This is a genomic window from Microvirga medicaginis, from assembly GCF_052658925.1.
This window is the reverse complement of the sequence record NZ_JBQWEL010000005.1, coordinates 157510-184064: the sequence shown is the minus strand read 5'-3', so window position 1 is coordinate 184064 and position 26555 is coordinate 157510. Positions and strand designations below refer to the sequence as shown.

Sequence of the window (26555 nt, the reverse complement as noted above, 5' to 3'; positions counted from 1 at the left end):
GGAAAGCCTCCCTTGGAAATGATCACATGAAAAAGAAGCCCGCGGTCCAGTGCGACCGCGGGCTTAGCTGAGGCTAGCGAATGCCCTTCGCGGACAGATCGATCACCTGATTGGCTTTCTCCTTCGTGATCAGGTTCGGACCGGAAGGCACGTTGCCGCCGGGCATCAGGCCGTATTTCGCATTGAGCGCGAGGAACGTTACGGGGAGATAGCCCTGCAGGAATTGCTGCTGGTCGATGGCGAAGGCCGCCTCACCCGCAGCGATCGACTTGAGGAAGCCGGCGGACATATCGAAGGTCGCGACGCGAACGGCGCCGGTCTTGCCGGCATCCTTCACCGCCGCCACGCTCGGCTCGCCCGCCGTGCCCGCGCCGAGCGCCAGAATCGTGTCGACCGAGCCGTCAGCTGCAAGCGCCGCCTTCACCTTGGCGCGGATATCGGTGGGGTCGTTCGAGACGGGCAGCACCGTCACCTTGCCGCCGAAGCCCTCGGAGAAGCCCTTGCAGCGCAGATCGAGCGAGACGTTGCCGACTTCCTGGTTCACGCAGAGGCCGGTCTTGCCGCCCATTTCCTTCAGCTTCGCGCCGGCGATGCGTCCGGCTTCGATCTCGTCCTGGCCCACATGGAGCATGGCGCCGAGCTTCTTCGACACGTCGGAGCCCGAGTTCATGGAGATCACCGGGATGCCGGCGGCCACCGCCTTCTGGATCGACGCGGAGAGCGCCGAGGCGTCCGGGATCGAGACCACGAGGCCCGCGGGCTTCTGGTTCACGGCGGCATCGATGAGCTGGCTCATGGCCACCATGTCGAAGGTCTCGGGTGCGCGGTAATCGACCTGGACATTCATGTCCTTGCCGGCCTCAGAGACGCCGTTCTTCACCACCGACCAGAACGGGTCGTTCGCCTGGCCGTGGGTGACCACGATGATGCGGCCGCTCTGCTGGGCCGCGACGGGGCTTAAGGCGGCGACGGTCAAGGCGGCAGCGGCAACGAGACCGGTCAGATAAGATTTCATTTGCTTCCTCCCAAAAGGGTTCTCATTCGCGCACCGCATCCAGAGCGTCCGGGTGCGGTGAAGGCAACGGCCTTCGCCGTGCTTTGAGTCTGCAGAGGATCAACAAATGACCTGAGGTGACCGAATCACCCTCTTTATGACGTTTCCTCTGCCGCTCGGGTCGTCCCTAGGATGGAACGCCAGAACCTTTTTGTTTATATATTGGAATATTCATTCCATTTTTCCGAGATCGGTGTCAAGGTCCCGATCCGAGGTTAAAGATAGACGTATGGAAACCGAGAAAAGCCGGGAAGTGGCAGGAGCTGCCACAGAAGTGCCAGAGGATTACGAAGGCCTGCGCGCGCTGCTGCTCAGCCGCCGGGAGACGCTGCCGAAGCGCCTCAAGCAGCTCGCGGCTTTCGCCATGGAGCACCCCGAGGAAGTGGCCTTCGGCACGGTGGCCGGCATTGCCGAGCATGCCGGCGTACAGCCCTCGACCCTCGTGCGCTTTGCGAAAAGCCTCGGCTACGACGGCTTCTCTCACCTCCAGCAGATCTTTCGCGACCGCCTGCGCGAGCGCTTTCCCGATTACCGCGAGCGCCTGCGGGTCCTGCGCGGCCTGGAAGGCGACCACGTTCATGCGGCCTCCCTTCTCGAAGGCTTTGCCAATGCGGCCACGATCTCGCTTGAAAAGATGCGCGACTCGGTGCGTCCGGAAGAGCTCTCCCGCGCCATTGAGACCCTGGCGAAGGCCGACACGGTCTATCTTCTCGGCGCGCGCCGGGTGTTCCCGATCGCAGCCTATTGCGCCTATGCCTTCGGCAAGCTCGGCGTGCGCGCGATCCTGATCGACCACGTGGCGCAGCTCGGCCCCGAGCAGCTCGCCACCGCCACCGAGCGTGATGCGGTTCTCGCCATCAGCTTCACGCCCTATTCGCCGGTGACCGCCGACCTCGCGGCAGCCGCCGCGCGGAACAACATCCCGGTGGTGGCGATCACGGATTCCGCCTTCAGCCCGCTGGTGTCGAGCGCCGATGTATGGCTCGAGGTGGCGGAAGCGGACTTCGGGGCCTTCCGCTCCCTCTCCGCATCCTTCGCGCTGGCCATGGCGCTTGCCGTCGGCACGGCGGAGAAGCGGGCGGGAGGTTGAAGGATCAGCTCCTCAAGCGGACATGAAAAAGGGCGCCGAAGCGCCCTTTCGTTTAAACTCTCACCGGCTTTCCGGTTTGCGCCGATTCCGTCGCCGCGTCGGCCAGGCGCTGGGCCATGAGGCCGTCGCGCCCCGTGGGATTGCACGGCTTGCCGTCGCGGACCGCATTCACGAACGTGGTGAGCTCATCACGGTAAGCTTCCGCATAGCGCTCCAGGAAGAAGTCCTGCACCGGATCGGCGGTGATGCCGGAGGCGTTTGCCACTTCCACGGTGGTGCGATGGATGTTGCCCGCGCGGATCATACCCTTCGAGCCATGCACCTCGACACGCTGGTCGTAGCCGTAGGTGGCGCGGCGGGAGTTCGAGATCTGCACGATGCGGCCCTTGGCGGTCTTCAGCATCACGGCCGCCGTGTCGACGTCGCCCGCCTCGCCGATGGCCGGATCCACGAGGGAAGAGCCGACCGCGTGCACTTCCACCGGCTCGTCGCCGAGCAGCAGAAAGCGCGCCATGTCGAGATCGTGGATCATCATGTCCCGGAAGAGACCGCCGGACGTCTTGATGTAGCTCACCGGCGGCGGGCCGGGATCGCGGGACAGGATCGTCACGAGTTCCACCTCGCCCACCTCGCCGTCCGCGAGACGACGGCGCAAGGAGGCGAAGTTCGGGTCGAAGCGGCGGTTGAAGCCGATCATCAGCGGCGTGCCGGCCTTCTCGACACTCGCGAGGCAGGTCTCGATGCGGGCGCTTGAAAGGTCCACCGGCTTTTCGCAGAATACGGCCTTCCCGGCCTTGGCGCCGCGCTCGATGAGATCGGCATGGGTCGTCGTCGGAGTGCAGATGAGAATGGCGTCCACATCAGAGCGCTCGACGACTGAGTCGAGGGCCGCGACTTCCGCGCCCGTCTCCGCGGCCAGAGCCTCGGCCGCGGGAGCATGCGGATCGGCGACCGCCACGAGGCGGGCGTCGGGATGGTTGGCGGCGTTGCGCCCGTGGATACGGCCGATGCGGCCAGCGCCCAGAACGGCGATCCTGATCATGCTTCCTCCAAAGTGTTTTGCCGGCTATTGGGAAGTTTAGAATTGATATTCCAGCGTAAGATGCTAATAGAATAAACGTTCTATAACTGCAAGGGCCAGGAGAAGGCCCAGGCACGGTCTCTCGAGAAGACCGGCAGCGGGAGGAATAGCATGAAGCCAGCCTTGGATGTGATCACCATTGGCCGCGCCTCGGTCGATCTCTATGGCCAGCAGGTGGGCGGGCGGCTGGAGGATATGGCCTCCTTCTCGAAAGCGGTCGGCGGGTGCCCTGCGAACATCGCCATCGGCACGGCGCGGCTCGGCCTGAAATCGGGCCTCATCACCCGTGTGGGCGACGAGGCCATGGGGCGCTTCATCCGCGAGCAGATGGAGCGCGAGGGCGTTGCCACTCAAGGCATCATCACGGATAAGCAACGCCTCACCGCTCTCGTGATCCTCGGCGTGCGGGACGAGGATTCCTTCCCGCTCATCTTCTACCGGGCCGATTGCGCCGACATGGCGCTCACCGAAGATGATATCGACGAGAGCTTCATTGCCTCCGCTGCGGCCATCGTCGTCACCGGCACGCATTTCTCCCGTGAGAACACCGCCGCCGCGCAGAAGAAGGCCATCCGCATCGCGAAGGCGAATGGCCGGAAGGTAGTCTTCGATGTGGATTATCGCCCCAATCTCTGGGGCCTTCTCGGCCACGGCGCAGGCGAATCGCGTTACGTGCGCTCGGAAACTGTCACCGAGCACTTGACGCCGATCCTCGCCGATTGCGATCTCATCGTCGGCACGGAAGAGGAGCTTCACATTGCAGGCGGTTCCGAGGATACGCTCGCAGCGATCCGCGCGATCCGTTCGATCTCGAAAGCCGCTATCGTGTGCAAGCGCGGCCCCATGGGCTGCGTGGTGTTTCCCGGCGACATCCCGGCTTCGCTCGATGACGGCGTGAAAGGACCCGGCTTCCCGGTCGAGGTCTACAATGTGCTGGGCGCGGGCGATGCCTTTCTCTCCGGATTCCTGCGCGGCTGGCTGCGTGACGAACAGCTCGAGACCTGCTGCGCCTATGCCAATGCGAGCGGCGCCTTCGCCGTGTCGCGTCTTCTCTGCTCTCCCGAGATCCCGACCTTTCCTGAACTGCAGCACTTCCTCAAAGAGGGAAGTCGTCACAAGGCTCTTCGCTTCGACGAAACGATCAACCACATCCACTGGGCGACAACGCGCCGCCCTCAATCCGACACGCTCATGGCGTTCGCCATCGATCACCGCATGCAGCTGGAAACGATGGCGAAGGAAGTGGGCTCTTCGATCGAGCGCATTCCCGACTTCAAGGTTCTTGCCGTGCAAGCCGCCGCCAAAGTGGCGAACGGCCGTCGCGGCTTCGGCATGTTGATCGACGGCACCTATGGCCGTGAAGCTTTGTTCCGCGCAGCCGATTATCCGTTCTGGATCGGTCGCCCCGTGGAACTGCCGGGCTCGCGCCCGCTCGATTTCGAAGGCGGCGACAGCATCGGCGCGAAGCTCGTGGAATGGCCCGTGGGCCACACCATCAAATGCCTGTGCTTCTATCATCCCGACGATCCGCCGGAGCTCAAAATCCGGCAGGAACGCGAGCTGCTGCGCATCCACGACGCCGCGCGCCGCATCGGCCGCGAACTCCTGATCGAGATCATCGCGGGCAAGCACGGCGCGCTGAAAGCCGATACGGTCGCGGGGATCGTTCAGCATCTCTACGATCTCGGCATCAAGCCCGATTGGTGGAAGCTCGAACCGCAGCAAGACAAGGCTGCCTGGAAAGCCATTGGCGAGGTGATCACGAGGAACGATCCTTATTGCCGCGGCATCGTGCTGCTCGGTCTCGAAGCGCCGGAGGATGAGCTGGAAGCCGCCTTCGCCGCCGCCGCGAGCGAACCGCAGGTGAAGGGCTTCGCGGTGGGCCGCACCATCTTCAACGATGCCGCGCGCCGCTGGCTGAAGGGCGAGATCTCGGATGAAGCCGCCATTGCCGATATGGCAGGCCGCTTCCAGCGTCTCGTCGATGCTTGGCAGCGCGTGTCCGGCCAAGCGAAGGCCGCCTAAGACCAAGAGCGAAACCGATGACAGGCTCCGGCCTCTTTTCATGAAACGCAAAACCTGAGAACGCTGCCGAATTCACTTTCGGCGCATTTTGAGAGAAACGCCCATGAGCACGATCCGCCTCACCATGGCGCAAGCCATCGCCCGGTTCCTCACCGCGCAGAAGACGGAAATCGATGGACAAATCCTGCCGCTGTTCGGCGGCGTCTGGGCCATCTTCGGTCACGGCAACGTGGCGGGCATGGGCGAAGCGCTGCACGGCGTGCGCGACAGGCTCCCCACCTTCCGCGCGCATAATGAGCAGGGCATGGCCCATGCGGCGATTGCCTTCGCGAAAGCCTCGCGTCGCAGGCGCATGATGGCCTGCACCACCTCCATCGGCCCCGGCGCGACGAACATGGTGACGGCCGCCGCCGTCGCGCACGTCAACCGTCTTCCCGTTCTGCTTCTCCCCGGCGACGTTTTCGCCAACCGCAAGCCCGATCCGGTGTTGCAGCAGGTCGAGAGTTTTTCGGACGGCACGATCTCGGCCAACGACTGCTTCAAGCCCGTCTCCCGATACTTCGACCGCATGACGCGCCCTGAGCAGATCATCCCTGCACTCCAGCGCGCGATGGCGGTTCTCACCGACCCCGCCGATTGCGGGCCGGTGACGCTCGCGCTCTGCCAGGACACGCAGGCGGAAGCCTATGATTATCCGGAGAGTTTTTTTGCGGAGAAAGTCTGGACACCGCGTCGCATCCGTCCCGACGAGTCGGAACTCGCTGAAGCCGCCAACCTCATCCGCAGCGCAAAGAAGCCCTTCATCGTGGCGGGCGGTGGCGTGCTCTATTCCGGCGCCGAGAAGGTGCTGGCGGAGTTTGCACAAAAGCACGGCCTCTTCGTCGGGGAGACGCAAGCCGGCAAATCCAGTCTCCCTCATGATCATCAGGCCAATCTCGGCTCGGTCGGCGTGACCGGCACAGGCGCTGCCAATGCGCTCGCCGAAGAGGCCGATGTGGTGATTGCGGTGGGCACGCGCCTGCAGGATTTCACCACCGGTTCTTGGGCTTTGTTCAAGAACCCGAACCGACGCATCGTCGGCCTCAACGTGCAGGCCTTCGATGCCACGAAGCACAACGCGCTGCCGCTCGTGTCAGATGCGCGCGTGGGTCTCGACGAGTTGAGCCGCGCGCTCGGCAGCTGGAAGGCGCCTGAGGCCTGGGTTGCGAAGGGCCGCGAGGAGAAATCCCGCTGGTTCGAGACGGCTGCCCGCTTCACCGATCCGACCAATGCGGAGCTTCCCTCCGACGCGCAGGTGATCGGCGCGGTGCAGCGCACCTCCTCCCCGACCGATGTCGTGGTCTGCGCCGCAGGCGGCCTGCCGGGCGAGTTGCACAAGCACTGGAAGGCGAGCAGCGCGCTCGGCTACCACATGGAATACGGCTATTCCTGCATGGGCTATGAGATTGCGGGCGGCCTCGGCGTGAAGATGGCCGACCCCTCGCGCGAGGTGATCGTGATGGTGGGCGACGGCTCCTATCTCATGATGAATTCGGAACTCGCCTCCTCCGTGATGCTCGGCCAGAAGCTCATCGTGGTTCTGCTCGACAATCGCGGCTTTGGCTGCATCAACCGCCTGCAGCGCGCTACGGGCGGCGAAAGCTTCAACAACCTGCTGCAACACACGAACCACGTGACGCTGCCCGACATCGACTTCGCCGCCCATGCCGCGAGCCTTGGCGCACAGTCGATGAAGGTGAAGAGCATCGCGGAACTTGAAGATGCACTGAAGCAGGCACGTAATGCTGATCGCAGCACCGTTATCGTCATCGACACCGACCCGCTCATCTCCACGGACGAAGGCGGTCACTGGTGGGATGTGGCAGTGCCGGAAGTATCGTCACGCGAGCAGGTGAAGACAGCGCGAAAAGATTACGAAACAGCTCTCGCCGCACAGCGCGTGGGCGACTGATCAAGACAGAAGGAACAATGACGATGACGATCCGCATCGGGGCGAACCCCATCGGCTGGTCCAACGACGACATGCTGGAGCTCGGCGGCGAGACACCGTTGGAAGTGTGCCTTGCCGAGGCCAGGGAGGCCGGTTTCGAGGGCATGGAGCTCGGCAACAAGTTCCCGCGTGAGTCGGAAGCGCTGAAGAAGGCGCTCGCGCCTTTTGGTCTTGCCTGCGTGTCCGGCTGGTATTCCGCTGAGCTGCTCAGGCGCGATGCGGATGCGGAGATGAAGGCCTTGCGCCCGCATCTCGATCTCCTGAAGGCCATGGGCTCGAACGTGCTCGTGTTTGCCGAGACCTCGAACGCCATTCACGGGGATCGCTCGAAACCCCTCTCGCAGCGTCCCGTGATGCAGGAGGGCGACTGGGCCGAGTTCGGCCGCCGCATCACTGAAGTTGCAGAGCGCACGCTGCAGGAAGGCGTACGCGTGGTCTATCATCATCACATGGGAACCATCGTGGAATCGGAGGCTGACATCGAGGCCTTCATGAATGCCACGGGCGAAGCGGTTCACCTGCTGCTCGACACCGGCCACGCCACCTGGGGCGGCGCGGATCCGGCAGCGCTCGCCCGCCGCTATCGCAGCCGCATCAGCCACGTGCACACGAAGGATGTGCGGAAAGACGTGATGGAAAGGTCGCGTGCGGAGAACTGGAGCTTCCTCGATTCCGTCATCGAAGGCGTCTACACGGTGCCGGGCGACGGCATGGTGGATTTCGTCTCCGTGTTCAAGGAGCTGCCCGGCTATAGCGGCTGGGTGGTGATCGAGGCGGAGCAGGATCCCCAGAAGGCTCATCCGCTGACCTATGCCAAGATGGGCTATGCCAATCTCACCCGCTTCCTGAAGGAAGCCGGCCTGCGTTAGTTTTGTTGAACGCATTTTCACCTCGGAGAAGTGGGTACCCACTTCTCCGGAAAATGCGTGAAGGAGTGCTCACGATGTCGAAACTTCTCGTCAAGCCGTCGAAGCCTGATCACAACGGGCGTATCCATGCCATCACGCCGGAATCGGCCGGTTGGACCTATGTGGGTTTCGAAGTCTACCAGCTCAGAAGCGATCAGAGCTTGAAGCGGCCGACGGGGGATCGGGAGACTTGCATCGTGATGCTCTCAGGTAAGGCACATGTGGGTGCAGGGGACCAGGATTTCGGCGTGATCGGCGGGCGCGCCTCGCCGTTCGAGCCGGATCCGTGGTCGCTCTACGCGCCCGCTCATTCCGAGTGGTCGCTCAAAGCCGAGACAGATTGCGAGATCGCTGTCTGCACCGCACCAGCCGATGGAAGGCTTCCAGCGCGTGTGATCCGTCCCGATCAGGTGGGACAGGAAACCCGTGGCAAGGGCACCAACACGCGCCATGTGCGCAACATTCTGCCGGAGACGGAACCTGCGGAAAGCCTGCTCGTGGTGGAGGTGATCACACCGTCCGGCCATTGGTCGAGCTATCCACCGCACAAGCACGACCGGGACATGCTGCCCCACGAGTCGCTTTTGGAAGAGACCTATTACCACCGGCTCAACCCGCCCACGGGCTTTGCGCTGCAGCGGGTCTATACGGATGACCGCTCGCTCGACGAAACGCTGGCCGCCAGCAACGGCGACGTGGTGCTGGTGCCGAAGGGCTATCACCCTGTCGGCGCACCGCACGGCTATGAGCTCTATTACCTGAATGTGATGGCGGGCCCGAAGCGGGTCTGGAAATTCCACAACGACCCAGACCACGAATGGATGCTGAAGACGGCTTGAAGCAGCCGTGAGAGCATTGTTCGGTGAAGTGGATCCGGTTCACCCTTAAAAATGCGACCCCGCAAGGAAGAGAGCTGATTTCATGCCATTGGAAACAGCTCTAGCGCTCAATTTCGACCTTCAGCTGGATCACATCGACGGACACGCCGAGAAGCCGCGCGATGCGGTGGCGAGCCTCATCCAGAATTTCCGGCACGCTCGAGGCCTCGCGGCCGAGAGGCAGCGCCCCGGCCTCATCCTGCAGACGAGGGGGGGCGCCGCTGACTGCTCCCTCACCATCATCGAGGAACATGACGCCGTGGTTCTGGCCATCGTACCATATGACCTGGGCACGCCGGATGAGCTTCTTTTTCGGGATCTGCAGCTCGAATTCCGCAGGGACTTTGACAGGTTGAGCGAATACGAGCCGCGCGCCGGTCTCGGAGAGATCCCGCACGGTACATTCCATTCGAGAGAGGCGGTTGTTGTAGATAATGTGCCCCTCAAGAAGAGTGCGCGAGCGCTGACTGGCGCGACGCTGCTCAACCGGATTCATAGGCCCCCCTTTATATGTCCCGCCATATGGCAGCAAATGCCAGGACTAACCTAGTCGGCCATATCTTCTAGGCCGTTTGGCCGAGCCGTTCGGGTCGCCGTACCTGAAAGGCAGCCGAAGGGCACAACATATTGTTGTTATAAAGTAACAATAATTTTGCCAACCTAGCGTGGCAATATTTCAAAAATGCCTTGCAAAATTGTGCTTAAGGATTGGCTGCCCAACCGGCAATGCTCGAGGGGAGCTTCTTTTTGTCAGCATCGGGTGTGGTCAAGGGACGGGGAGGCACTGCCCGTACCATGCAATCCCGCATGTGGACCCTGCGGGCGTCTTTGATGATGACCCGATATTGCTGCTCGGACATGTTGCGGGTCCGGTAGATCAACCTTGTTTCCTTATAGCAGGCATTCCAGCGGGCATCCCGATCAGGCTCAACCACCGAGAGGGACGTCCAGTCCTGAGCGGAAACGTCCCCCGAAGCGAGGCCCGCAAAACCAAGAATGAAAAGAGTTGTAACACGCATCTCTATGCTCCCAAGTCAGGAGCATAAACCTTTTGTCGGGAACTTGGTGCCCCATTCCATTGGGGTTCTAAGAGTTACTTCCCAAGGTCGTTGCGCTTTTCAGGATAGAAGAAGGCGCCGTTTTGCGAGGAGGAGTTAATCTCGCAGAGAAACGGGTTCTCTTGGGAGTTGCCCAAAGAGGGTGGCGCACCCGACACGATTCGAACGTGTGACCTTTGCCTTCGGAGGGCAACGCTCTATCCAGCTGAGCTACGGGTGCTTTAAGGCGATGGGCCTGACCTCTTCCCTACCTGATTAGGGCTCCCAAGACAACCTCTGACGAAGAGGCCCCATGTCCGAATGGTTCAGGCCTTGGCGCCCAGCGAGTGAAGAGTGCCAAGGCCCCTGTGTCTGCCTGCAAGGCCCTGCAGGAGCTAGGTTTCATCGGCGGCAGCCCGCTGCCGCATGATGTAGCCCAGAGCCATGACCAGGAGGGCTCCTGCAATGGCGGTCGGAATTTCCGCGGCGTGGTCGAGCTCCTGGCCAAGCTGATCCACGAGCCACGGGTCCGAGATCAGCATCTCACCGGCCACCCAACCCAAGAGAGCCGCTCCTGCCCAGACCAGAAGGGGCAGGCGATCCAGAAGAGTCATGATGAGGGCGGCACCGGCCACGATGAGCGGAATCGAGATCGCCAGCCCCAGGACGAGAAGGAAAGTCGAATCCTGTGCCACAGCCGCAATCGCCAAAACATTGTCGAGGCTCATGACCGCATCGGCGATCGCGACTGTCCATACGGCGTGCAACAAGCGATCCGTCTCCTTTACTGAGCCTTCCTCGTCATCGCCGGCCAGGAGCTTCACGGCAATCCAAAGAAGAAGCGCGCCGCCCACGATTTTGAGGAAGGGCGTCGACAGGAGCGCCGCGACGAGAACCGTGAAGACGATCCGCAGGGCAACCGCCACGCCTGCGCCAAGGATCATGCCGATGCGACGCTTGTCCTGCGGCAGGCCTCGGCATGCCAGGGCGATGACCACGGCATTGTCGCCGGACAGAATGACGTTGATCCAGATGATGCCAAGAACCTTAAGAACTTGAGGGAGAAAGACTTCCATGATCGAGAACTTGATTGGGTTCAGGAAGGGCAGAGTGCTTGGCGCTCCGTGCAGGCCGCACGAATCCGGCTGCAGTGATTGGCCCAGTGCTTCAAAGCTGTTCCTGAAAGACAGAAAGGGTCGCTTCTTTCAAAAAGCGCGCGGCAATCGACCGGAAGCCGTCGAGGCTGCCTCCGGAATAAGCTCAGAGCCAGAGCCCCGGTGGGCCTGTCGCGTGCCGGGCTCCGAGAAGATTGGCCGGGAGGACTCCGTCTGAAACGACCCTGCGAATACCCTGCCCGTTCACGCCAGGGATCGGGCGGTAGAGGATATTCGACAGAATGAGAGCATCCGAGCCACCCTCCCCGTCGCTCCACCCATCCAAGCAAGTCTCTGGGTCAGTCTCTCCGCTGTCTGGCAGCTCCCAGAGCGAGAGGGTTTCTCCGGCTTGAAACAGAAGCGGGTTCTCAGAACCTGCGCTCCCGGTAACAGGAAGCCATGCCAGGAACAGCAACCCGAGCAGCGCCTGGGCGAAGGGACGGAAAATGCGGGATCGGGCCAACGCTCTATCCAGCTGAGCTACGGTTGCGTGAGGCGTCTCGCCTGATCTCTTCCCTACCGGATTAGGGCCCTCAAGACAACCTACGACGGCAGAGCCGTCGGGCTAGAGCATCGCATCGTGGAAAGCGGAAAACCAGGACCACTTTTCGCTGACGCGGCCCTTCAGGCCCGCACGATGCGCTAGGGCAATTTAAGCGGTTCTGGCGGGCGGCAGGATCAGCGCCAGATCGGCCTCGGTCAGGAGTCGATACTGGCCGGGCTCCAGATCCTCGGGCAGAGCCAAGTCTCCGATCTTGTCCCGGTGCAGGCCCGTCACGTGGTTGCCGACGGCTGCGAACATGCGGCGAACCTGATGATAGCGCCCCTCGGTGATGGTGATATAGGCGCTTGTGTCCGAGAGCGCCTCCATCCTGGCCGGCAGGAGCGGCTTATCCTCTCCCTCCAGCATCAGCGTTCCGGCGGCGAAGATTTCCTCCTCGTCACCGCGCAGGGGGCGGTCGAGGGTCACGTGGTAGCGCTTGGAGATGTTGGCGCGGGGCGAGATGATCCGGTGCAGCAGATTGCCGTCATCGGTCATGAGCAGAAGGCCCGAGGTTTCCTTGTCGAGCCGGCCGATGGTGGAGATCGCCGGATCGCGGCGGCGCCAGCGCTCGGGCAGCAGACCATAGACGATGGGCCCAGCCTCCTTGTGCGAACAGGTCACGCCGAGAGGCTTGTGCAGCATCAGCGCGAGGCCGGGCGGCGGATCGAGCGGCTTGCCGCGGATGAGCATCCGCTCAGAGAGGTCACGGGTCACGATGATACGGTCATCCGCATCCTCGATGGTCTCGCCATCGAGCGTGACGAGCCCGGCATGGACGAGCTGCTGCACCTCGCGGCGCGAGCCATAGCCCATATTGGCGAGCAGCCGGTCGAGACGGAACGTCGGAGCCTTGCTCATTTCTGGGCCTCGTACACCTTGTATCCGGCAGCCTCGACCTTTGGGGTCACGCGTTTGAACAGGGGCTTCAGCACGCTCTCGTAGGGCAGGTGACGGTTGGCGACGAGCCAGAGCACTCCGCCTGGACGCAAGGCTTCGGCGGCCTTGCGGATGAAGCTCTGCCCCAGGCTCTGATCCTCGGCGCCGCCATCGTGGAAGGGCGGATTCATCACCACGAAATCGAGGCCGCTGAGACGCACGCCACTGCGCACATCCCCCCAGCGGATATCGGCACGGGTGTCCGTGACATTGCGCCGGGCCATCTCGGTGGCGCGGCGGTCGATGTCGAGCATCACCAGATGCTCGACCTTCGGAGAGGAGAGGATGGCACGGGAGAGAATGCCGATGCCGCAGCCGAAATCCGCGCCCTTTCCACTGAGAGACGGCAAGTTCTCCTCGAGGAGGGTGGTGCCGGGATCCAAGCGGTTCCAGCTGAACACGCCGGGCTGGGTCCACAACCGAAGCACGGCATCGAGGCGCGGTGCGCCCTCGGCGATGGCCTCTTCGATCCCGATGAGCTGGTCAGGCCGCTCGCAGGTGCAGATGCGGTGGTGGCGGCGGGAGGTTTCGCTCACGGTGCAGCCGAAGCCCTTCAGCTCCTTGGCGAGACGCGATCCGCCTTTGTCCTTGGGTGCCAGAACCGTGAGCACGCCGCCAGGAGCCAGCGCTCTCAGGGCCAGAGCGACGGTGTAGCGCCGCTCCACCGTGCCGGGAGGGGCGAGCACCACGATTTCCCTCAGGGAGCCTTCCGCCTGATCCTCCAGCTTTCCGGAGCCGGGGATCAGGGGCGAGAACTGGGTGCTGCCGGCCGGCGCATCAGCCAGTTCTGCCGGCGGCGTTCCGAAGACGCCGGTTGATGTGATGTCTTGCAAAGCTGCTCGGTCCACGCTGAACGAGCCGTGTTCTTATTATGCCAGGGCTTGAAAGGTAAGTCTCAAAGGATCGGCCGTTTTCGGCCCATCGCCTCAATGCGTCGAAAGAGGCTTCGGCTCGGCGGAAACAGCCCGGATTTCCGATTCTCCGACGGCGCGCTGAGTGCCGCTCGTCGTGTGCCTGATTCGGTAGCCGAACTCGCCGTTGGTGCTTTCCGGCATGAGGCGGACGATCTCGTAAATGCCATCCGTCCGATCGGCGAAGCGTGTCCCGGCAGAGTGGACCAGCTGGCCCAAGACGTATTTGTGGCTCATGAAAACCTCCTGTGTGACGGTCAATTGAGTGACATCGACCTGGGCAGAGTGTGAGCCCTGATCGGCAGAGTGTGCTCGACTTCCGCGTCGATATCCTGGTCAATGATCTCGGCCAGCACCATCGTGTCATCGGCCCCCATGGCACTGGCGGGGTAGATCTGGAACTCGCTGTTGCTCTCGACGACGATGGCATCGCGACCGAACCGCAGCACGCAATTGGTCTGGCGCATGAGCCATTCCGGCACCAAGTCGCCCGCCTCGAACGTCCAAGTCTTTTCAGGCATCGTGAACCTTTGCTGGACTGAATGATCGCCTGGGTGCGGCTTAACGGCGGCGGAATTGCGGACGGCGCGCAGCAGGACGAGGACCGCCGGATCCGCTGTCCTTGTGACGGAAGATGAGCCTGCCCTTGTCGAGATCATAGGGCGACATCTCGACGGTGACACGGTCGCCTGCCAGCGTCTTGATGCGGTTCTTCTTCATCTTCCCAGCCGTGTAGGCGACGATCTCGTGGCCGCTCTCCAGCTTCACGCGGTAGCGGGAGTCCGGCAGGATTTCGACAACTTCGCCTTCGAATGTAATCAGCTCTTCTTTGGCCATTGAGAAATTCCTTGCTGTGAAAAACAAAAAAGCCGCTCCCGAAGGGCGGCTTTATCAGGCGGCGCGGAACGCCACGCCGCCTGATGAGACGGGGCTATTAGGCCGTCTGGATGTTGTTGACGGCGACCTTGCCGGAGCGGCGGTCCTCAGCCGTGTCGAAGGACACCTTCTGGCCTTCGCGAAGGCCGCGGATGCCAGCGCGCTCGAGAGCGGTCGCGTGGACGAACACGTCCTTGTCGCCGTTGTCCGGCTGAATGAAGCCGAAGCCCTTCTGGTCATTGTAGAATTTTACGGTGCCCGTAATCATGGGGATATCCTTGAGTTTATGCGTCAGTGCACGTGAGCTTGAAGGCGTGCGGGAGCACGACCTCAGTCTCGGGTTCGTCGATGTTTGGGAGAGTGTCTGAACGTGCGCCTGGCATGCCAAGGCGTAACGGCCCGATTGTCCGGCCAAATGTCGATGGAGAATGATCTAGTGCCCTAATCAGGCAAATACAAGGCACCCGGGAGAAGTAATTTATTTTGGCTTTCTTCTCTGGTTCAAAAAAGCCTGGCCTCGCGCGGAACAACTTTCCCTGAATTTTCGAAAGACTGATCGCATAACAGCCATACCGCCCGTCCAGGGCTCCTCTCTGCCGCTATCGGCAGCCGATGACGGCGTTCGGGCAAGTGGCCACGTAGGCAGGGGTCGGGCAATAGGTCTGCCTGAAGGTCTCCGTGATGGTGCAGGTGACATGGACCCGGTAACCCCTCGGCGGCACACCGAGTGGTTCATGCAGGACCGAGTATCCGAGGCCCTGGTCCGCCAAGCGAGCAATCGCGCGCTCGGGGACGACGGGCATCATGCGGATCACGCGGGTGGTTCGGGTCGCGGCCCGATACGTCATGTCCGCCGCGGACGCCGCTTGAGCCAGAAGACAGGCCGCAAGCACGATACCCGTCGTATGGATCTTCATCTCAAGCTCCCTCATCTGCTCAGCCGCCAACTACAAAGCCTATGAAAGAATAAATGCCGTGAGGGGCTTTCGGATCCAGCCAATCTTGTCCGTGCTATCCACAAGGAGGTCGCCGCAGGGCTGTTTTAAGCAAGCAGTAGGATGTTGTGAGCCATAACCCCGCTGAAACGTCGTGAAGTGAACGGGATCACATGCATCACATCCACCTTGCCGAGGGGTTGCGGCTTCGTTTTCCGGCACGCAGCGCTGATTTCGACCAGGGCGTCGAGGTCGGCATGCTGGCCGCACTCATGAGCCAGGACGTCTCGGAGTTCAGCCGCCGCATCTCGAAGGCCAACCTCGGGCAGGTGCGCGCCGTAGCGGAGCAGTTCGGTTATCGCTTGGTCGAAGGCGAGGCGGTTGAAGATTGCGTCGTGCTCACCTTCTACAGCCGCGCCGCGCGTCCGCGCCTGCGCATCGTGCATTCGGCGGGAGCCTAAGTCTTAAGCCCCGTTCCGCTGCAACATGCGCACGCGCTCGCGATAGGCGGTATAGAGACCGCTGGCGGCGATGATGCAGGCGCCCATGATGGTCCAGCCATCCGGCAGAGCGCCGAAGACCAGATAGCCGAGCGCTCCCGCCCAGATCAGCTGCACATAAGAGAAAGGCGCAATCACGGACGCGTTGCCATGGCGATAGGCCAGCACGACGAACCATTGCCCGACGGCGAAGAACAATCCCATCAGGACAGCAAAGCCGATTTCGCTTCCTGAGGGCGCCACCCAATTGAAGGGAAGCGCCGCACTCAGGATCAGGCAGCCACCGACGGCTGAATAGGCGAGCGTCGTCAGCGGATGGTCGCTGCCGCTCATCTTGCGTGTCACCACGGCACCCGCCGCCCAGCTCGTCGCGCCAAGCAACGGCAGCAGCGCCGTCGTTTGAAAGGCATCAGTGCCCGGACGGATGACGACCAGCACGCCTGTCAGTCCGACAAGAGCCGCGATCCAGCGCCGCCACCCCACCGATTCTCCCAGGAAGAGGATCGACAATGCCATGATGAGAATGGGCGAGATGAAGTAGATCGCAGTCGATTCCGCCACCGGCAGATAACGCAGGCCCTGTGTGAAGAACAGGGTAGAGCCGATCATGCCGAAGCTCCGCAGGATCTGAAGGCCGGGACGCTTGGCACGAAACAACACCTTGCCGCCCGTGAGCAGGATCACGGGAACGACGATGCAGGAGAAGGTGGCATATCGGATCCAGGCAATCTCGGTTGCGGGAAGCGTGGCCGCGAGATGCTTGGTGATGATATCGCAGAAGGAAAAAACGATCGTCGAGGCCACCAGCAGCAGGATGCCCCGCACTGGTGACGGAACCACCTGCGCGTGAGGGAGCTGCTCTGTGATTTTCAACGGCGCCTCGCTCTCGGCGGCCCTGGAAGCTATGGTCATGGGGGACTCAAAAAAGAGGCCCGCATGCGGGCGCTGCGAGCCTGGAGGCAGTTGTCGGCGCCACTAGAGGTTCATTTCTCTGCAATGAGAAGTGCAAACTCGGTACCCGAACCATGCTCTCGATGAATGGATCCTGTGCCCCGGGACCAGAGCGCCAGCATTGAGCTTCAGTTGATCTACTCCTGTTTAGGCTAAACGCTACAAACCGTTACAACATCCAGCGTCTAGGATGAACGCCTGTTCAGTAAACATAACGTTAACCTTACCAGTTCATCAACAATGAAGGTCTTATTGTTGCCTTATTAGCCTTCATTTTGCACGCCCTCTGACAACAACAAGGGAATGCATTGTGGATCAACGCAAGGCAACACTTCGCGTCGCGACCTTTATTCTCTCGGCTGCGGCTCTCTTCTCTGCCTCGATAGCGCAGGCCCAGCCGCAGGAAACCTCCGGGAAAGTCGTTCAGAGCGGCCGCGCCTCTTGGTACGGCCCCGGCTTTCACGGACGTCGGACGGCAAGCGGTGAAACCTTCAACACCAATGAACTGACTGCAGCCCACCGCACCCTGCCCTTCGGCACGAAGGTGCGTGTCGTGAACCAGCGTACCGGAAAGTCTGTGGTCGTTCGCATCAATGACCGTGGCCCCTATGCGCATGGCCGCGTGATCGACCTCTCGCGCGCCTCCGCGCAGGCTATCGGCATTTCAGGCGTTGGCTCCGTCACGGTCGCGGAACTCTGATCGGAACCCTTCCGACACGGTTCCCGATGGAACTCAGAACCCTCCAGCCTGCTTTTCCCCGGTCACCTTTTTCGTCGTGAGAAGGCGGTTCGGAATATCACATGCAGGCTGGTCCGTTACTGGCATCGACTCTCTCCCTTCTTGCGCTGCTCGGCGCAAGCGGCTCCGTGGTTCTTGCGCAAAGCGCACAACCGTGGGTCGATCCGCCAGCAGAGAGCGATGCCGCGCCTCAGGCGGCACCTCCAGCTCAACCGCAACCCGCACCTGCTGCCCCTTCCGCGCAATCCCCTCAGCCTCCCAGGCTGCCCGCCGTCTCGCCAACGCCGGAACCCCGACAAGCCGCGCAGCCGCCGCAAGCCGCGCCGCCACCCGCGCAACCACAGCAATCTGAGCCGCGCACGAAGGCCGCAGAGCCACGGCAACAGCCCCAGAATGAGCGACGCGTGTCGCGGGCCGATGCGGCCAAGGACTTCGCCATCGATTATCTGGCATCGTGGTCAGCGCGGAATGACATAGCGCTCGACGCGACGGCCGAGCTTTATGCCCCGCGTGTGCTTTTTCATGGACGCACGGTCAGCCTGGAGCGGTTGTACAAGGAAAAGCAGCGCTTCATACGCCGGTGGCCAGAGCGTGAATATCGTCCCCGCCCGGAGGCTATCGGCACCGATTGCAACCCCGCCGGCACGGTCTGCAAGGTGCATGCGGTGTTCGATTACACCGCGATCAATCCAAAGCGGCGGCGCATGTCGCAAGGCTCCGGCGCGCTTCAGCTCATTTTGGAATTCATCGGCGAGAAGCCTGTGATCGTTGCGGAGCACAGCACATTGCTCACGCAGACACGTAGGCGCACTCTTGCTTCGGAGGGAACATCGAATGAGTGATGTCACGTCCGTCCGCGACACTTCCCATCATCTCGGCGACACCCCCATCGGTCATGCGGTCCAGATGAGGGAGCGTATGCGCGCGCTCATCCATGCCGAGGTCGACAGGATCAATCCGACCGACGATGCACGCCGGGCTTTGGAACTCATCATCGAGTCCTCATTGCGTCCGTCCGAGATCGATGGCGAGATGAAGCTCACCGTGATCGATGCAAACGGCCAGCCCCGCATGATCGAGAGGAATGGGGAGAAGGTGCCGTTCACCTTGCAGGATCTGCTTGCCGAGCTGCGTACTCTCCACCCCGTTCTCTTCAAGTCGCCGCCCAAGCCGCAGTCACCCCCGGATGAATTGGCGGAGCAGGCCCATCACGAGGTTGCACAGCCGAAGCAGGAGCTGAAGCGGGACTGGCTGACCCTCGGCTCGAACGAACCGGCACGGGAAAGCCAGCCCGCGCCCTCTTCGGACACGCACGCGCTGAACCGTTGGCGTAAAGGCAAGGCCCGCTTTCACGCCTGGTCCAAGAGGATGTCCGAAAGGTTGAAAGCCTCCCCGGTCCTCACCAGCAGCGGCACGATGGCGAATGTTCGAAAGGGACTGGCCCACTCGATTGCCGATTCCCGGGAGCGCGCCGAAGCCTTCTTCGACAACCTGCAGGACAAACCCGTATCCCGCCGCCCCGGCTTCGCCTTGGGCGCTGTTGCGGCCGTTCTGTTGCTTCTGGGCCTCGGCGCGTTCCTTCTCCTCCGTCCCGACGACATCACGCAGGCCAGCACCGATGGTCCATCGGAAACAGGCTCCGTGGCCGCCAGCCAGGTTGCCAATGCCCCCGCTGCTGCGCCGCGTTCGTCAGGCGGTCAGACGCTGCGCGGCGTACCGGATGTGATCGACACTGCAACCCTGTCTCTGAATGGCGAAGTGGTCCGCCTCTTCGGCGTGGAATGGGCACCGGGCGCCGGCAAGCCGGAGGATCTGACAGCTTATCTTCAGGGCCGCGAAGTGACGTGCGAACCCGTGGGCGGCAACGATACCTATCGCTGCCATGTCGGCGGGCAGGATCTGTCGCGGGTTATTCTCTACAATGGCGGCGGTCAGCCCACGGCCGAGGCGACGCCGGAATTGAAGGCTGCTGCGAATAAGGCGCGCGAGGCGAAGATCGGCGTGTGGAACAAGCAGCCGTAAAGCAAACGGCCCCCTGCACCTGCAGGGGGCCGTTTCATCATTTCGCGAACATTGATCAGCGGGCGCCGACCGGGACCGGAGCCGGGATCTCGACCTCGATCTCGAGGGTCGAGATATCCGCATCGCGGTTCATCTTCACCTGGACGTTGTCGTGCTCGACCATCACGTGGCGGCGGACGACGGCGAGGATTTCCTCGCGCAGCTTCGCCACCAGATCGGGCTGCCCGCCGACGATGCCACGCTCATGCGCCAGCAGGATCTGCAGGCGCTCGCGCGCAACAGGCGCCGACGTGCGGCGGTTGAAGAAACTCATGAGGCTCATGCGGCCCTCCGTCCGAACAGTTTGCCGAACAGACCCTTCTTGTCGCTCGGGATCGTGATCTCGACGGTCTCGCCTTTCAGCCGGCGTGCGGCATCGAAATAGGCGCGGCCCGGCGCGCTCGACGGGTTGTTGAGGGTCACCGGCGAGCCCACGTTGGACGCGCGCAGAACCTCTTCGCTTTCGGGAATGATACCGATCAGCGGGATGGAGAGGATTTCCAAAACGTCGTCCACCTTGAGCATCTCGCCACGCTCGGCGCGGGCAGGATCGTAGCGGGTGAGCAGCAGGTGCTTCTCGATGCGGTCGCCCTTCTCCGCCTTCTCGGTCTTGGAATCGAGGAGGCCGATGATGCGGTCGGAATCGCGAACCGACGACACTTCCGGATTGGTGACGACGACGGCCACATCCGCATGGCGCATGGCCATGGTGGCGCCGCGCTCGATACCGGCCGGGCTATCGCAAATGATCCAGTCGAACTTCTCGCGCAGTTCGCCGAGCACTTTGGCCACGCCCTCCTCCGTCAACGCGTCCTTGTCGCGTGTCTGCGACGCGGGAAGCAGCGAGAGGTTCTCGAGGCGCTTGTCGCGGATGAGAGCCTGAGAGAGCTTGGCATCGCCCTGCACCACGTTGATGAGATCGAACACCACGCGGCGCTCCGCGCCCATGACGAGATCGAGATTGCGCAGGCCGACGTCAAAGTCGATGACAACGACCTTGTCGCCACTATGCGCGAGCGCCGCGCCCAGAGCTGCCGAGGACGTGGTCTTGCCAACGCCACCTTTGCCGGATGTTACGACCAAGACTTTGGCCATTGTCGTCTCTCTTTCTCTCTATCAATCCAGGGTTTGCAGGATGATCGAATCGCCATCCAGGTGAACCTGGATGGGTTGACCGTGGAACTTTGTGCCGAGGTCGTCGGCGGTCTTGTAAAGACCGTCGATAGCGATGAGCTCGGCCTCGAACTTTCTGCAGAAGATGCGCGCACGGCCATTGCCCGTGCATCCGGCAATCGCGCGGCCTCGCAACGCACCGTAAACATGAATGGAGCCGCCGGCCACGATCTCCGCGCCGGAGGCGACGGAGCCGAGAACCGTAACGTCGCCTTCGGGATGCAGGATCGACTGGCCCGAGCGCACGGAGCCTTCGATCATCAGCGACTTCTCCGCGGAGGGCTGGTGGCTGAATGCGGAGACGGCCGCAACCGCGTCATTGGCGGTGCCGACGGCATCCGTCACATCGATCTCGCCCGCAGGCTTGCCGCCGGTAATCTGCGGCGGCATGTCGGGCTCGACATTCTCAGGCGCAGCACCCTCGAGGCCGATGATGCGGATATTGCGCATCCTGAAAGCGGCCAGGAGGAACTTCAGTTCGGATTTGGAGGGCTTGAGGTTGGAGACATCGGCAATGATCGGGCGACCGGAGAAAAATCCGGGCGAACGCTCCGACACGGCATCGAGATCCTCGAGCCAGTCCCTCAGCGGCACTTCAGGCGCGAGGACCAGGGCCATGAAGGACCTTCCACGGAAGCGAAGAGCGGGGCGGGGGCGAACGGCGATGGTCACGGGAGGTCAAATTCCTTTAATACTCCCTGATTTCGAACGCTTATGGTTAATGGACCGTTAAAAGAGCTGCTCGGCGCCAACAATTTTCTTAATGCCGCGAACCAAAACGGCTTCTTGGCCGACAAAGCCTGGCAGTTCGTCGATGAGAAATTGCACTTCCACAAGGAATATAAAGACAAAACATATCTCTTTGTGAGTAGTCTCTATCACTTCTTGCGTAGTATTCAGAGGTCGAAGCTCAATTGACCATGCTCGCGAGGAGCATAGGATCGTTCTTCCTTCGTTTTGCTTCTGAATTTTGAAGATCATTTTCTTAAAACGACGCACGGAAACAAAACGATCGACGAGCAGCCGGAAGGCAGGTCCAGGGAGGACAAGGAATGTCGGGTCGCGCTTATGGTTTTCTCTCAGCACGCAAATTTCTGAAGCTTTTGTTGCATCAGGCTCCTGTCGTTGCAGCCATTCTCATCTCGGGTCTGGCCGGTGCATCGGCCCAGACCGCACCGGCATTCAGTCCCTCCCGCGCCAACACCGGTACCGTAGGTGTCATCTCAGGCGGGGCTGACGGAACCTACATCCGTATTGCAGCCGATCTTGCCAACGTCCTCGACGGCGAGGACCTGCGCGTTCTGCCGATGATCGGACGCGGCTCGCTGCAGAATCTGCGGGACATCATGTTCCTGCGCGGCGTCGATATCGGCATCGTGCAGATGGATGCTCGGGAGCAGCTGAAGGCCGAAAACCTTCAGGACAGTGCAGCCCGGCGCCTGCGCTTCATCACCCGTCTCTACAACGAGGAGGTCCATATCATCGCAAGCCGGGAGATCACCGACATCCGGCAGCTCGATGGTAAAAAGGTTAATATCGACAAGGCCGGCAGCGGAACGAACCTGACCTCGCGCCTCATCTTCGAGAAGCTCGGAATCAAGCCGGAAGTCACGACCTTCGACCAGGCCTCGTCCTATGCGAAGCTCAAGTCCGGGGAAATCCAGGCGGCCGTCTATGTCGCCGGGCGGCCGGTGCGCGCGATTGCGGAATTCCAGACTGATGGACGCTTCCATCTTATCTCTATCCCCTTTGAAGGAGAGATCGCGGAGAGCTACTTTCCAGCCCGCTTTACCAGTGAGGATTATCCGCAGCTGGTAGACAGGAATCAGCCGACCGAAACCTTGGCCGTCGGCAGCCTGCTCGCCGTATTCAACTGGCCAGAAAATTCCGATCGGTATTCCCGGGTCAAGCGTTTCGTGAATGCGTTCTTCTCCCATTTCGACGAGTTTCTCCAACCGGGCCGACATCCGAAATGGAAGGAAGTCAATCTGGCTGCGGACGTACCCGGCTGGGAACGCGTGAAGCCTGCTCAGGACTGGTTGGACCGCGCTGCGGCAGGCAATCCATCGGCTGAGGTTCAAGGTTTTGAGAGCTTCATAAACAGCAGAGGGATCAATGTGACGGCAGAGCAGCGCGAAGCTCTCTTCCGGGATTTCCTGGCATGGCAAACCGATCGGCAGAAAGTGACCCGGCGGAGCACCCGGCAAGACTAATCAAGATCCAACTGGACCGAGGCCAAAGGCTTAAGCATCAAGCCTTTGGCAACCAAAGAGGGAGGTCCGACATGAATGGACGAGACGCATCGACCTCGAAACGTTTAGCGACCGAGTTGCTGGCCGGCACATTGATCAGCCTTTCGCTCCTCGGCCCTGCATTCGCCGAAAGCCGCACGGCCGAGAGCATCGGTCCGGTGGCAGGCACCAACATTCCAGGCCAGCCGGGAGCCTCGAACCTTCCGCACCTTCTGCGGGTTCTTTTAACATCCCAAGACAGGATACAATTTGCTGAAAAGCTTCGATCCTCCATCCGCAACGGCGATCTGAGCGGCGCGGAGAACAGCCTCAATACGGCCATCGAGATTGGCACTCTCGCCGTTCTCCTCACCGATCACCTGCATGATCCTGACTTCCTCGCGATTCTTGAGGCCGCCGGTATCGACGGAGCTTCCATATCTTTGCCGAATCCGACCGAGGAAAGAATGCCGCCGGCGACCTGCAGCGCACCTGCCTCTTCTGCTGCATCGAACGCAGCCGATCTGCAGAGGGCGCTGGAGCAGGAGCAATTCTACAGCAGTACGATCTCCAAAACGCTGAATGATCTCATGGAGGAGAATAGCGTCCTGAAGACACAGCTGGAGACGGAAACGGCCTCTCAGGAGGCGAAAGCATCCGAGATGCAGCAATCCTTGGGCAAGGAGCAGGAGCAGGTCGAAGCCGTCACGCGCGAGCTCGCGAGTCTCCAGGCGGCTTATCAGGCTCTGCAGGAGTCGAGAGAACAGGAAAAGCCTGCACCTCCACCGAATACGGACGAACTGGAGGCTCGTCTGCGACAGGAACGGGAGCAAAGAGACAATGCCGTCCATCAGCTTGCCAGCATGGAGCAGGAGCTTCGCGCATTGAAGCTTTTCAAGAATGAGGCGATTGCATCCGAATCGGCCCGAGTGACTGAGCTGGAGAATGCTCTCGCGCAGGAACGGATTCGGAGAGGCACACTCACCGAAGAACTCACCAATGCCCTCAAGCAGATACGCACTCTGCAGGAGCCCTACCAGTCAAGCGCCATACCTCTTGTGCTCCGGATTGCAGACAAAGGGATGGACGCCCCGTTGCCTCAGGACCAGGAGAATGTTCAACCCCAGAACGTCTCGTCTCTGCCTCAGGTCGAAGCGGCCCCGCAAGAGATCACATCCGCCTTGCCTCAAAGGGAGTCTGCCTCCGTCGTAGTCGCATCCTTGCCGGACAGTATCCAACCGCTGCCCGTCCCACCGAAGCCCGTGGATGCGATAAAGGCTTCTCCGCAGGCAGAGATCAGGAATAGCCCGCCGGATACCGTGAAGGCAGACGACCGACTCATCGCCCGCGCGGAAGAGCTTCTGAGCAAGGGAGACGTGAGCGGAGCCCGTCTCCTGCTGGAGCGGTCCCTGGCAAGCGGCAATGCGCGCGCTGCCTTCCTGATGGCCGAGACGTTCGATCCGAATGCCCTTTCCAGGTTGCGGGTCGTAGGCATCCGGGGCGATCCGGCCAAGGCGCAGGAATTCTATATGAGGGCTCGCGCCCTCGGAATCGCCCAAGCGGGAGAAAGGATAGAGGCGCTGAAATAGGGGGCTGGATTCGCCCGTGCTCTGGAAGCTGACGCCTCAAGCCCCATCACAGGGCTTCTAAAACGGAACCCACTCGCCGTTTTCGGTCAGCGACTCGACAGCCCGCTCCAGGGCGGTTCCAGCGTCCAAAAGATGCTGGGCCGTCTGCTGGATCTGGAGGGGTGGGCCGGACAGGGCGGCCACATGCTCGGTCACGTCCCTCACCCGCTCGATCAGATCGATCAGATCTGCCGCCAGCGCAGCGCGCTCCTCCGCCTCGGAGGCGGCGGGTTTGGCCTGCTTCAGGCGCGGGACGAGAGGGATGATGTTCGACATGTGTTCTAAATTCCGCCTTCGCGGGCTTTAGAGCAATGGATGCCCAAGCTGTGATCCACAGGAAAGCTTAGGATTTTAAGGCTCAAGACGTGCTTTTTTCGCGCTTTGCGTCTCTCTAGACATTCGCTCAAGGGGCTCTAAAAGCCCCGACGTGCTATCTCCAGCCTTCCCTCCTCGCCTTTTCTCCTCATCAGACTGAACGGATCATGGAACTCACCACTGCGGCTCTTCTTGCGGCTTCGGGTCTTGCGGCAGGTCTCGTCAACGCAATTGCAGGCGGCGGCACCTTCTTCACCTTCTCGGCCCTTGTCGCAGCAGGCCTTCCCCCGGTGGTGGCCAATGCGACCAGCGCGGTCGCGGTGACACCTGCGAACCTTTCAAGCGCCTGGGCCTACAGACGAGAGCTTGCCGCCAATGCCCGCCGCTTTGCGGCCCTCGGTGCGGTGAGCCTAATCGGCGGCCTGTGTGGCGCTTATATTCTCACCGTCACGAACAACGCAGCCTTCCGCCAGCTCGTGCCGTGGCTTCTGCTGTTCGCGACCCTGCTCTTTGCCGCGAGCCCGAGCATCGTGGCGCTCGCCCGCCGCATCGGAAAGGTCGAGGGCAAACACCCCTCGAACCGCGCGTGGGCGGCAGGCCTCGCTTTCCAAACTCTCGTTGCCGCCTATGGCGGCTTCTTCGGCGCAGGCATGGGCATCGTGATGCTCGCGGCGCTTGCCATCACCGAGGGCGATGATTTCCACCTCATCAACTCGGCGAAGCACCTCTGCTCCACGCTCATACAACTCGTCGCCGTCGTGTTGTTCATCGCGGCTGGCCTCGTCAGCTGGCCCGAGACGCTCATCGTCGGCGCCGCATCCGTGATCGGCGGTTATCTCGGCGTCGTCTTCGGACGCCGCTTGCCGGCGAGCGTGATCCGCTGGCTGGTGATCGCAGTAGGCGCGGCTTTGACACTGTATTTCTTTATCGGCTGAATTCGTTAACCGCGCGCGATCTTTTCGCGCGCGGTTTTCGCTTTTCTCACGTGCCTGCCCGATTCACGCCACAACCATCCCTCTTCCTGTCACGGTTTGATTCAGTTTTCTCAGAAGGATGATCCCGTGGCTGAAAATCAGAAACTCGCAGAACTCAGCGGCACGCAATCCGTGAGCGCTCTTGGCCTGCGCTGGGCAGCCCTGCGTGGCATGCTGAATTCGCCGTTGATCACCGCCGAGGAGCAGCGTGCTCTGCGCGATGAGCTTCTGGTCGAGCTCGCAACCCTCGAGCAGGATTTCAGCACGCTGCCGTCCCGCAACCCGATGGAAATTTCCGCGAAGGTCGATATCGCGAAGTCCGCCCTGCGAGACAAGGTGGATACGAGCGAGCTGTGGATGATCGATCTTCTCGACAGCATCCAGGCGGACCTTCAGAACATTATTGCTCCTGCAAGAGCAGCACAGCCGGGACAAACCGCACGTCCGCCAGTCAATCTCTCACGCACGCATCAGGCGCGCCCGGAGGAAAGCGAGACAACGGAAACGAGCACGCCCTCCGCTGCTTAAAGAATTCATTGCCGAAATCTGACGCTGCGTCTGCTC

General features: G+C 61.7%; 31 protein-coding genes and 1 tRNA gene. 13 read left to right on the top strand and 19 right to left on the bottom strand.

Annotated elements, in window-relative coordinates:
* Window positions 1-73 precede the first annotated feature (73 nt).
* Window positions 74-1015, bottom strand: coding sequence for a sugar ABC transporter substrate-binding protein (locus ACUXUR_RS09445; RefSeq protein WP_445502090.1), 942 nt, complete (start codon window positions 1013-1015; stop codon window positions 74-76).
* A 268-nt stretch (window positions 1016-1283) separates the two neighbouring features.
* On the opposite strand from ACUXUR_RS09445, the gene ACUXUR_RS09440 reads away from it, so the two are divergent.
* Window positions 1284-2144, top strand: a complete 861-nt coding sequence (locus ACUXUR_RS09440; protein WP_445502089.1) for a MurR/RpiR family transcriptional regulator — start codon at window positions 1284-1286, stop codon at window positions 2142-2144.
* Window positions 2145-2196: 52 nt separating this feature from the next.
* Here ACUXUR_RS09440 and iolG read toward each other — a convergent pair whose 3' ends face one another.
* On the bottom strand, window positions 2197-3186 hold the full coding sequence (gene iolG / locus ACUXUR_RS09435) for an inositol 2-dehydrogenase (RefSeq protein WP_445502088.1): 990 nt from the start codon (window positions 3184-3186) through the stop codon (window positions 2197-2199).
* A gap of 150 nt (window positions 3187-3336) precedes the next feature.
* Between iolG and ACUXUR_RS09430 the strand changes: the two genes are divergently transcribed.
* From ACUXUR_RS09430 to iolB, 4 genes are all read left to right on the top strand, one after another.
* Window positions 3337-5250 carry a bifunctional 5-dehydro-2-deoxygluconokinase/5-dehydro-2-deoxyphosphogluconate aldolase gene (locus ACUXUR_RS09430; RefSeq protein ID WP_445502087.1) on the top strand — a complete coding sequence of 638 codons (1914 nt, stop codon included), beginning with the start codon at window positions 3337-3339 and terminating at the stop codon, window positions 5248-5250.
* Window positions 5251-5353: 103 nt separating this feature from the next.
* Window positions 5354-7201 carry a 3D-(3,5/4)-trihydroxycyclohexane-1,2-dione acylhydrolase (decyclizing) gene (gene iolD, locus ACUXUR_RS09425; protein ID WP_445502086.1) on the top strand — a complete coding sequence of 616 codons (1848 nt, stop codon included), beginning with the start codon at window positions 5354-5356 and terminating at the stop codon, window positions 7199-7201.
* A 23-nt stretch (window positions 7202-7224) separates the two neighbouring features.
* Entirely contained in the window at window positions 7225-8109 is an 885-nt protein-coding gene (iolE, locus tag ACUXUR_RS09420; protein ID WP_445502166.1) for a myo-inosose-2 dehydratase, read from the top strand.
* A 74-nt stretch (window positions 8110-8183) separates the two neighbouring features.
* Window positions 8184-8987, top strand: a complete 804-nt coding sequence (iolB, locus tag ACUXUR_RS09415; protein WP_445502085.1) for a 5-deoxy-glucuronate isomerase — start codon at window positions 8184-8186, stop codon at window positions 8985-8987.
* Between the two features lie 100 nt (window positions 8988-9087).
* Here the strand turns inward: iolB and ACUXUR_RS09410 are convergent, their stop codons facing one another.
* The 11 genes from ACUXUR_RS09410 to ACUXUR_RS09360 form a co-directional block, all read right to left on the bottom strand.
* Complete coding sequence (locus ACUXUR_RS09410; RefSeq protein WP_445502084.1) at window positions 9088-9522, bottom strand: PilZ domain-containing protein; 435 nt, start codon at window positions 9520-9522, stop codon at window positions 9088-9090.
* A gap of 205 nt (window positions 9523-9727) precedes the next feature.
* Window positions 9728-10045 (bottom strand): VIT1/CCC1 transporter family protein, encoded by a 318-nt coding sequence (locus ACUXUR_RS09405; protein ID WP_445502083.1) that lies wholly within the window; start codon window positions 10043-10045, stop codon window positions 9728-9730.
* A 182-nt stretch (window positions 10046-10227) separates the two neighbouring features.
* Window positions 10228-10304: transfer RNA gene (locus ACUXUR_RS09400), tRNA-Arg, on the bottom strand.
* A 154-nt stretch (window positions 10305-10458) separates the two neighbouring features.
* Window positions 10459-11139 carry a TerC family protein gene (locus ACUXUR_RS09395; RefSeq protein ID WP_445502082.1) on the bottom strand — a complete coding sequence of 227 codons (681 nt, stop codon included), beginning with the start codon at window positions 11137-11139 and terminating at the stop codon, window positions 10459-10461.
* 730 nt (window positions 11140-11869) lie between these two features.
* Window positions 11870-12619, bottom strand: a complete 750-nt coding sequence (locus ACUXUR_RS09390) for a pseudouridine synthase (protein WP_445502081.1) — start codon at window positions 12617-12619, stop codon at window positions 11870-11872.
* Window positions 12616-13530 carry a class I SAM-dependent methyltransferase gene (locus ACUXUR_RS09385; RefSeq protein WP_445502080.1) on the bottom strand — a complete coding sequence of 305 codons (915 nt, stop codon included), beginning with the start codon at window positions 13528-13530 and terminating at the stop codon, window positions 12616-12618. The genes ACUXUR_RS09390 and ACUXUR_RS09385 overlap by 4 nt, the downstream gene beginning before the upstream one ends.
* A gap of 93 nt (window positions 13531-13623) precedes the next feature.
* Complete coding sequence (locus ACUXUR_RS09380; protein ID WP_445502079.1) at window positions 13624-13845, bottom strand: hypothetical protein; 222 nt, start codon at window positions 13843-13845, stop codon at window positions 13624-13626.
* Window positions 13846-13865: 20 nt separating this feature from the next.
* Window positions 13866-14129, bottom strand: coding sequence for a hypothetical protein (locus ACUXUR_RS09375; protein ID WP_047187073.1), 264 nt, complete (start codon window positions 14127-14129; stop codon window positions 13866-13868).
* 40 nt (window positions 14130-14169) lie between these two features.
* Entirely contained in the window at window positions 14170-14445 is a 276-nt protein-coding gene (infA, locus tag ACUXUR_RS09370) for a translation initiation factor IF-1 (protein WP_445502078.1), read from the bottom strand.
* Window positions 14446-14542: 97 nt separating this feature from the next.
* Window positions 14543-14752 carry a cold-shock protein gene (locus tag ACUXUR_RS09365; protein WP_116528134.1) on the bottom strand — a complete coding sequence of 70 codons (210 nt, stop codon included), beginning with the start codon at window positions 14750-14752 and terminating at the stop codon, window positions 14543-14545.
* Window positions 14753-15083: 331 nt separating this feature from the next.
* Window positions 15084-15401, bottom strand: a complete 318-nt coding sequence (locus ACUXUR_RS09360; protein WP_445502077.1) for a hypothetical protein — start codon at window positions 15399-15401, stop codon at window positions 15084-15086.
* Between the two features lie 191 nt (window positions 15402-15592).
* On the opposite strand from ACUXUR_RS09360, the gene ACUXUR_RS09355 reads away from it, so the two are divergent.
* Entirely contained in the window at window positions 15593-15880 is a 288-nt protein-coding gene (locus ACUXUR_RS09355; protein ID WP_445502076.1) for a hypothetical protein, read from the top strand.
* Between the two features lie 3 nt (window positions 15881-15883).
* On the opposite strand, the gene ACUXUR_RS09350 is transcribed toward ACUXUR_RS09355, so the two are convergent.
* A complete protein-coding gene (locus ACUXUR_RS09350) occupies window positions 15884-16831 on the bottom strand; it encodes a DMT family transporter (RefSeq protein WP_445502075.1) in 948 nt (315 codons plus the stop codon).
* 349 nt (window positions 16832-17180) lie between these two features.
* On the opposite strand from ACUXUR_RS09350, the gene ACUXUR_RS09345 reads away from it, so the two are divergent.
* The 3 genes from ACUXUR_RS09345 (at window position 17181) to ACUXUR_RS09335 (ending at window position 19631) form a co-directional block, all read left to right on the top strand.
* Window positions 17181-17570: a septal ring lytic transglycosylase RlpA family protein gene (locus tag ACUXUR_RS09345; protein ID WP_445502074.1), complete on the top strand. Its 390-nt coding sequence runs from the start codon at window positions 17181-17183 to the stop codon at window positions 17568-17570.
* A 443-nt stretch (window positions 17571-18013) separates the two neighbouring features.
* Complete coding sequence (locus ACUXUR_RS09340; RefSeq protein WP_445502073.1) at window positions 18014-18451, top strand: hypothetical protein; 438 nt, start codon at window positions 18014-18016, stop codon at window positions 18449-18451.
* A complete protein-coding gene (locus ACUXUR_RS09335) occupies window positions 18444-19631 on the top strand; it encodes a thermonuclease family protein (protein ID WP_445502072.1) in 1188 nt (395 codons plus the stop codon). Before ACUXUR_RS09340 ends, ACUXUR_RS09335 begins: the two co-directional genes overlap by 8 nt.
* A gap of 55 nt (window positions 19632-19686) precedes the next feature.
* Here ACUXUR_RS09335 and minE read toward each other — a convergent pair whose 3' ends face one another.
* The 4 genes from minE to ACUXUR_RS09315 all read right to left on the bottom strand — a co-directional run bounded on the left by minE (window position 19687) and on the right by ACUXUR_RS09315 (window position 21929).
* Window positions 19687-19953: a cell division topological specificity factor MinE gene (minE, locus tag ACUXUR_RS09330; RefSeq protein WP_047188165.1), complete on the bottom strand. Its 267-nt coding sequence runs from the start codon at window positions 19951-19953 to the stop codon at window positions 19687-19689.
* On the bottom strand, window positions 19950-20765 hold the full coding sequence (gene minD, locus ACUXUR_RS09325; RefSeq protein ID WP_445502071.1) for a septum site-determining protein MinD: 816 nt from the start codon (window positions 20763-20765) through the stop codon (window positions 19950-19952). The genes minE and minD overlap by 4 nt, the downstream gene beginning before the upstream one ends.
* Window positions 20766-20786: 21 nt before the next feature.
* Window positions 20787-21461 (bottom strand): septum site-determining protein MinC, encoded by a 675-nt coding sequence (minC, locus tag ACUXUR_RS09320; protein WP_445502070.1) that lies wholly within the window; start codon window positions 21459-21461, stop codon window positions 20787-20789.
* A 111-nt stretch (window positions 21462-21572) separates the two neighbouring features.
* The gene (locus ACUXUR_RS09315) at window positions 21573-21929 is read right to left on the bottom strand and encodes a hypothetical protein (RefSeq protein ID WP_445502069.1); all 357 of its coding nucleotides are present in this window, start codon (window positions 21927-21929) and stop codon (window positions 21573-21575) included.
* A gap of 20 nt (window positions 21930-21949) precedes the next feature.
* On the opposite strand from ACUXUR_RS09315, the gene ACUXUR_RS09310 reads away from it, so the two are divergent.
* Both ACUXUR_RS09310 and ACUXUR_RS09305 read left to right on the top strand, forming a co-directional pair.
* Window positions 21950-23056 (top strand): TAXI family TRAP transporter solute-binding subunit, encoded by a 1107-nt coding sequence (locus tag ACUXUR_RS09310; protein WP_445502068.1) that lies wholly within the window; start codon window positions 21950-21952, stop codon window positions 23054-23056.
* Between the two features lie 71 nt (window positions 23057-23127).
* Window positions 23128-24663, top strand: coding sequence for a hypothetical protein (locus ACUXUR_RS09305; protein ID WP_445502067.1), 1536 nt, complete (start codon window positions 23128-23130; stop codon window positions 24661-24663).
* Window positions 24664-24720: 57 nt separating this feature from the next.
* Here ACUXUR_RS09305 and ACUXUR_RS09300 read toward each other — a convergent pair whose 3' ends face one another.
* Window positions 24721-24978 (bottom strand): hypothetical protein, encoded by a 258-nt coding sequence (locus ACUXUR_RS09300; protein WP_445502066.1) that lies wholly within the window; start codon window positions 24976-24978, stop codon window positions 24721-24723.
* 206 nt (window positions 24979-25184) lie between these two features.
* Between ACUXUR_RS09300 and ACUXUR_RS09295 the strand changes: the two genes are divergently transcribed.
* Window positions 25185-25952: a sulfite exporter TauE/SafE family protein gene (locus ACUXUR_RS09295; RefSeq protein WP_445502065.1), complete on the top strand. Its 768-nt coding sequence runs from the start codon at window positions 25185-25187 to the stop codon at window positions 25950-25952.
* Window positions 25953-26078: 126 nt separating this feature from the next.
* The gene (locus tag ACUXUR_RS09290; RefSeq protein ID WP_047188160.1) at window positions 26079-26519 is read left to right on the top strand and encodes a hypothetical protein; all 441 of its coding nucleotides are present in this window, start codon (window positions 26079-26081) and stop codon (window positions 26517-26519) included.
* Window positions 26520-26555: the final 36 nt, after the last annotated feature.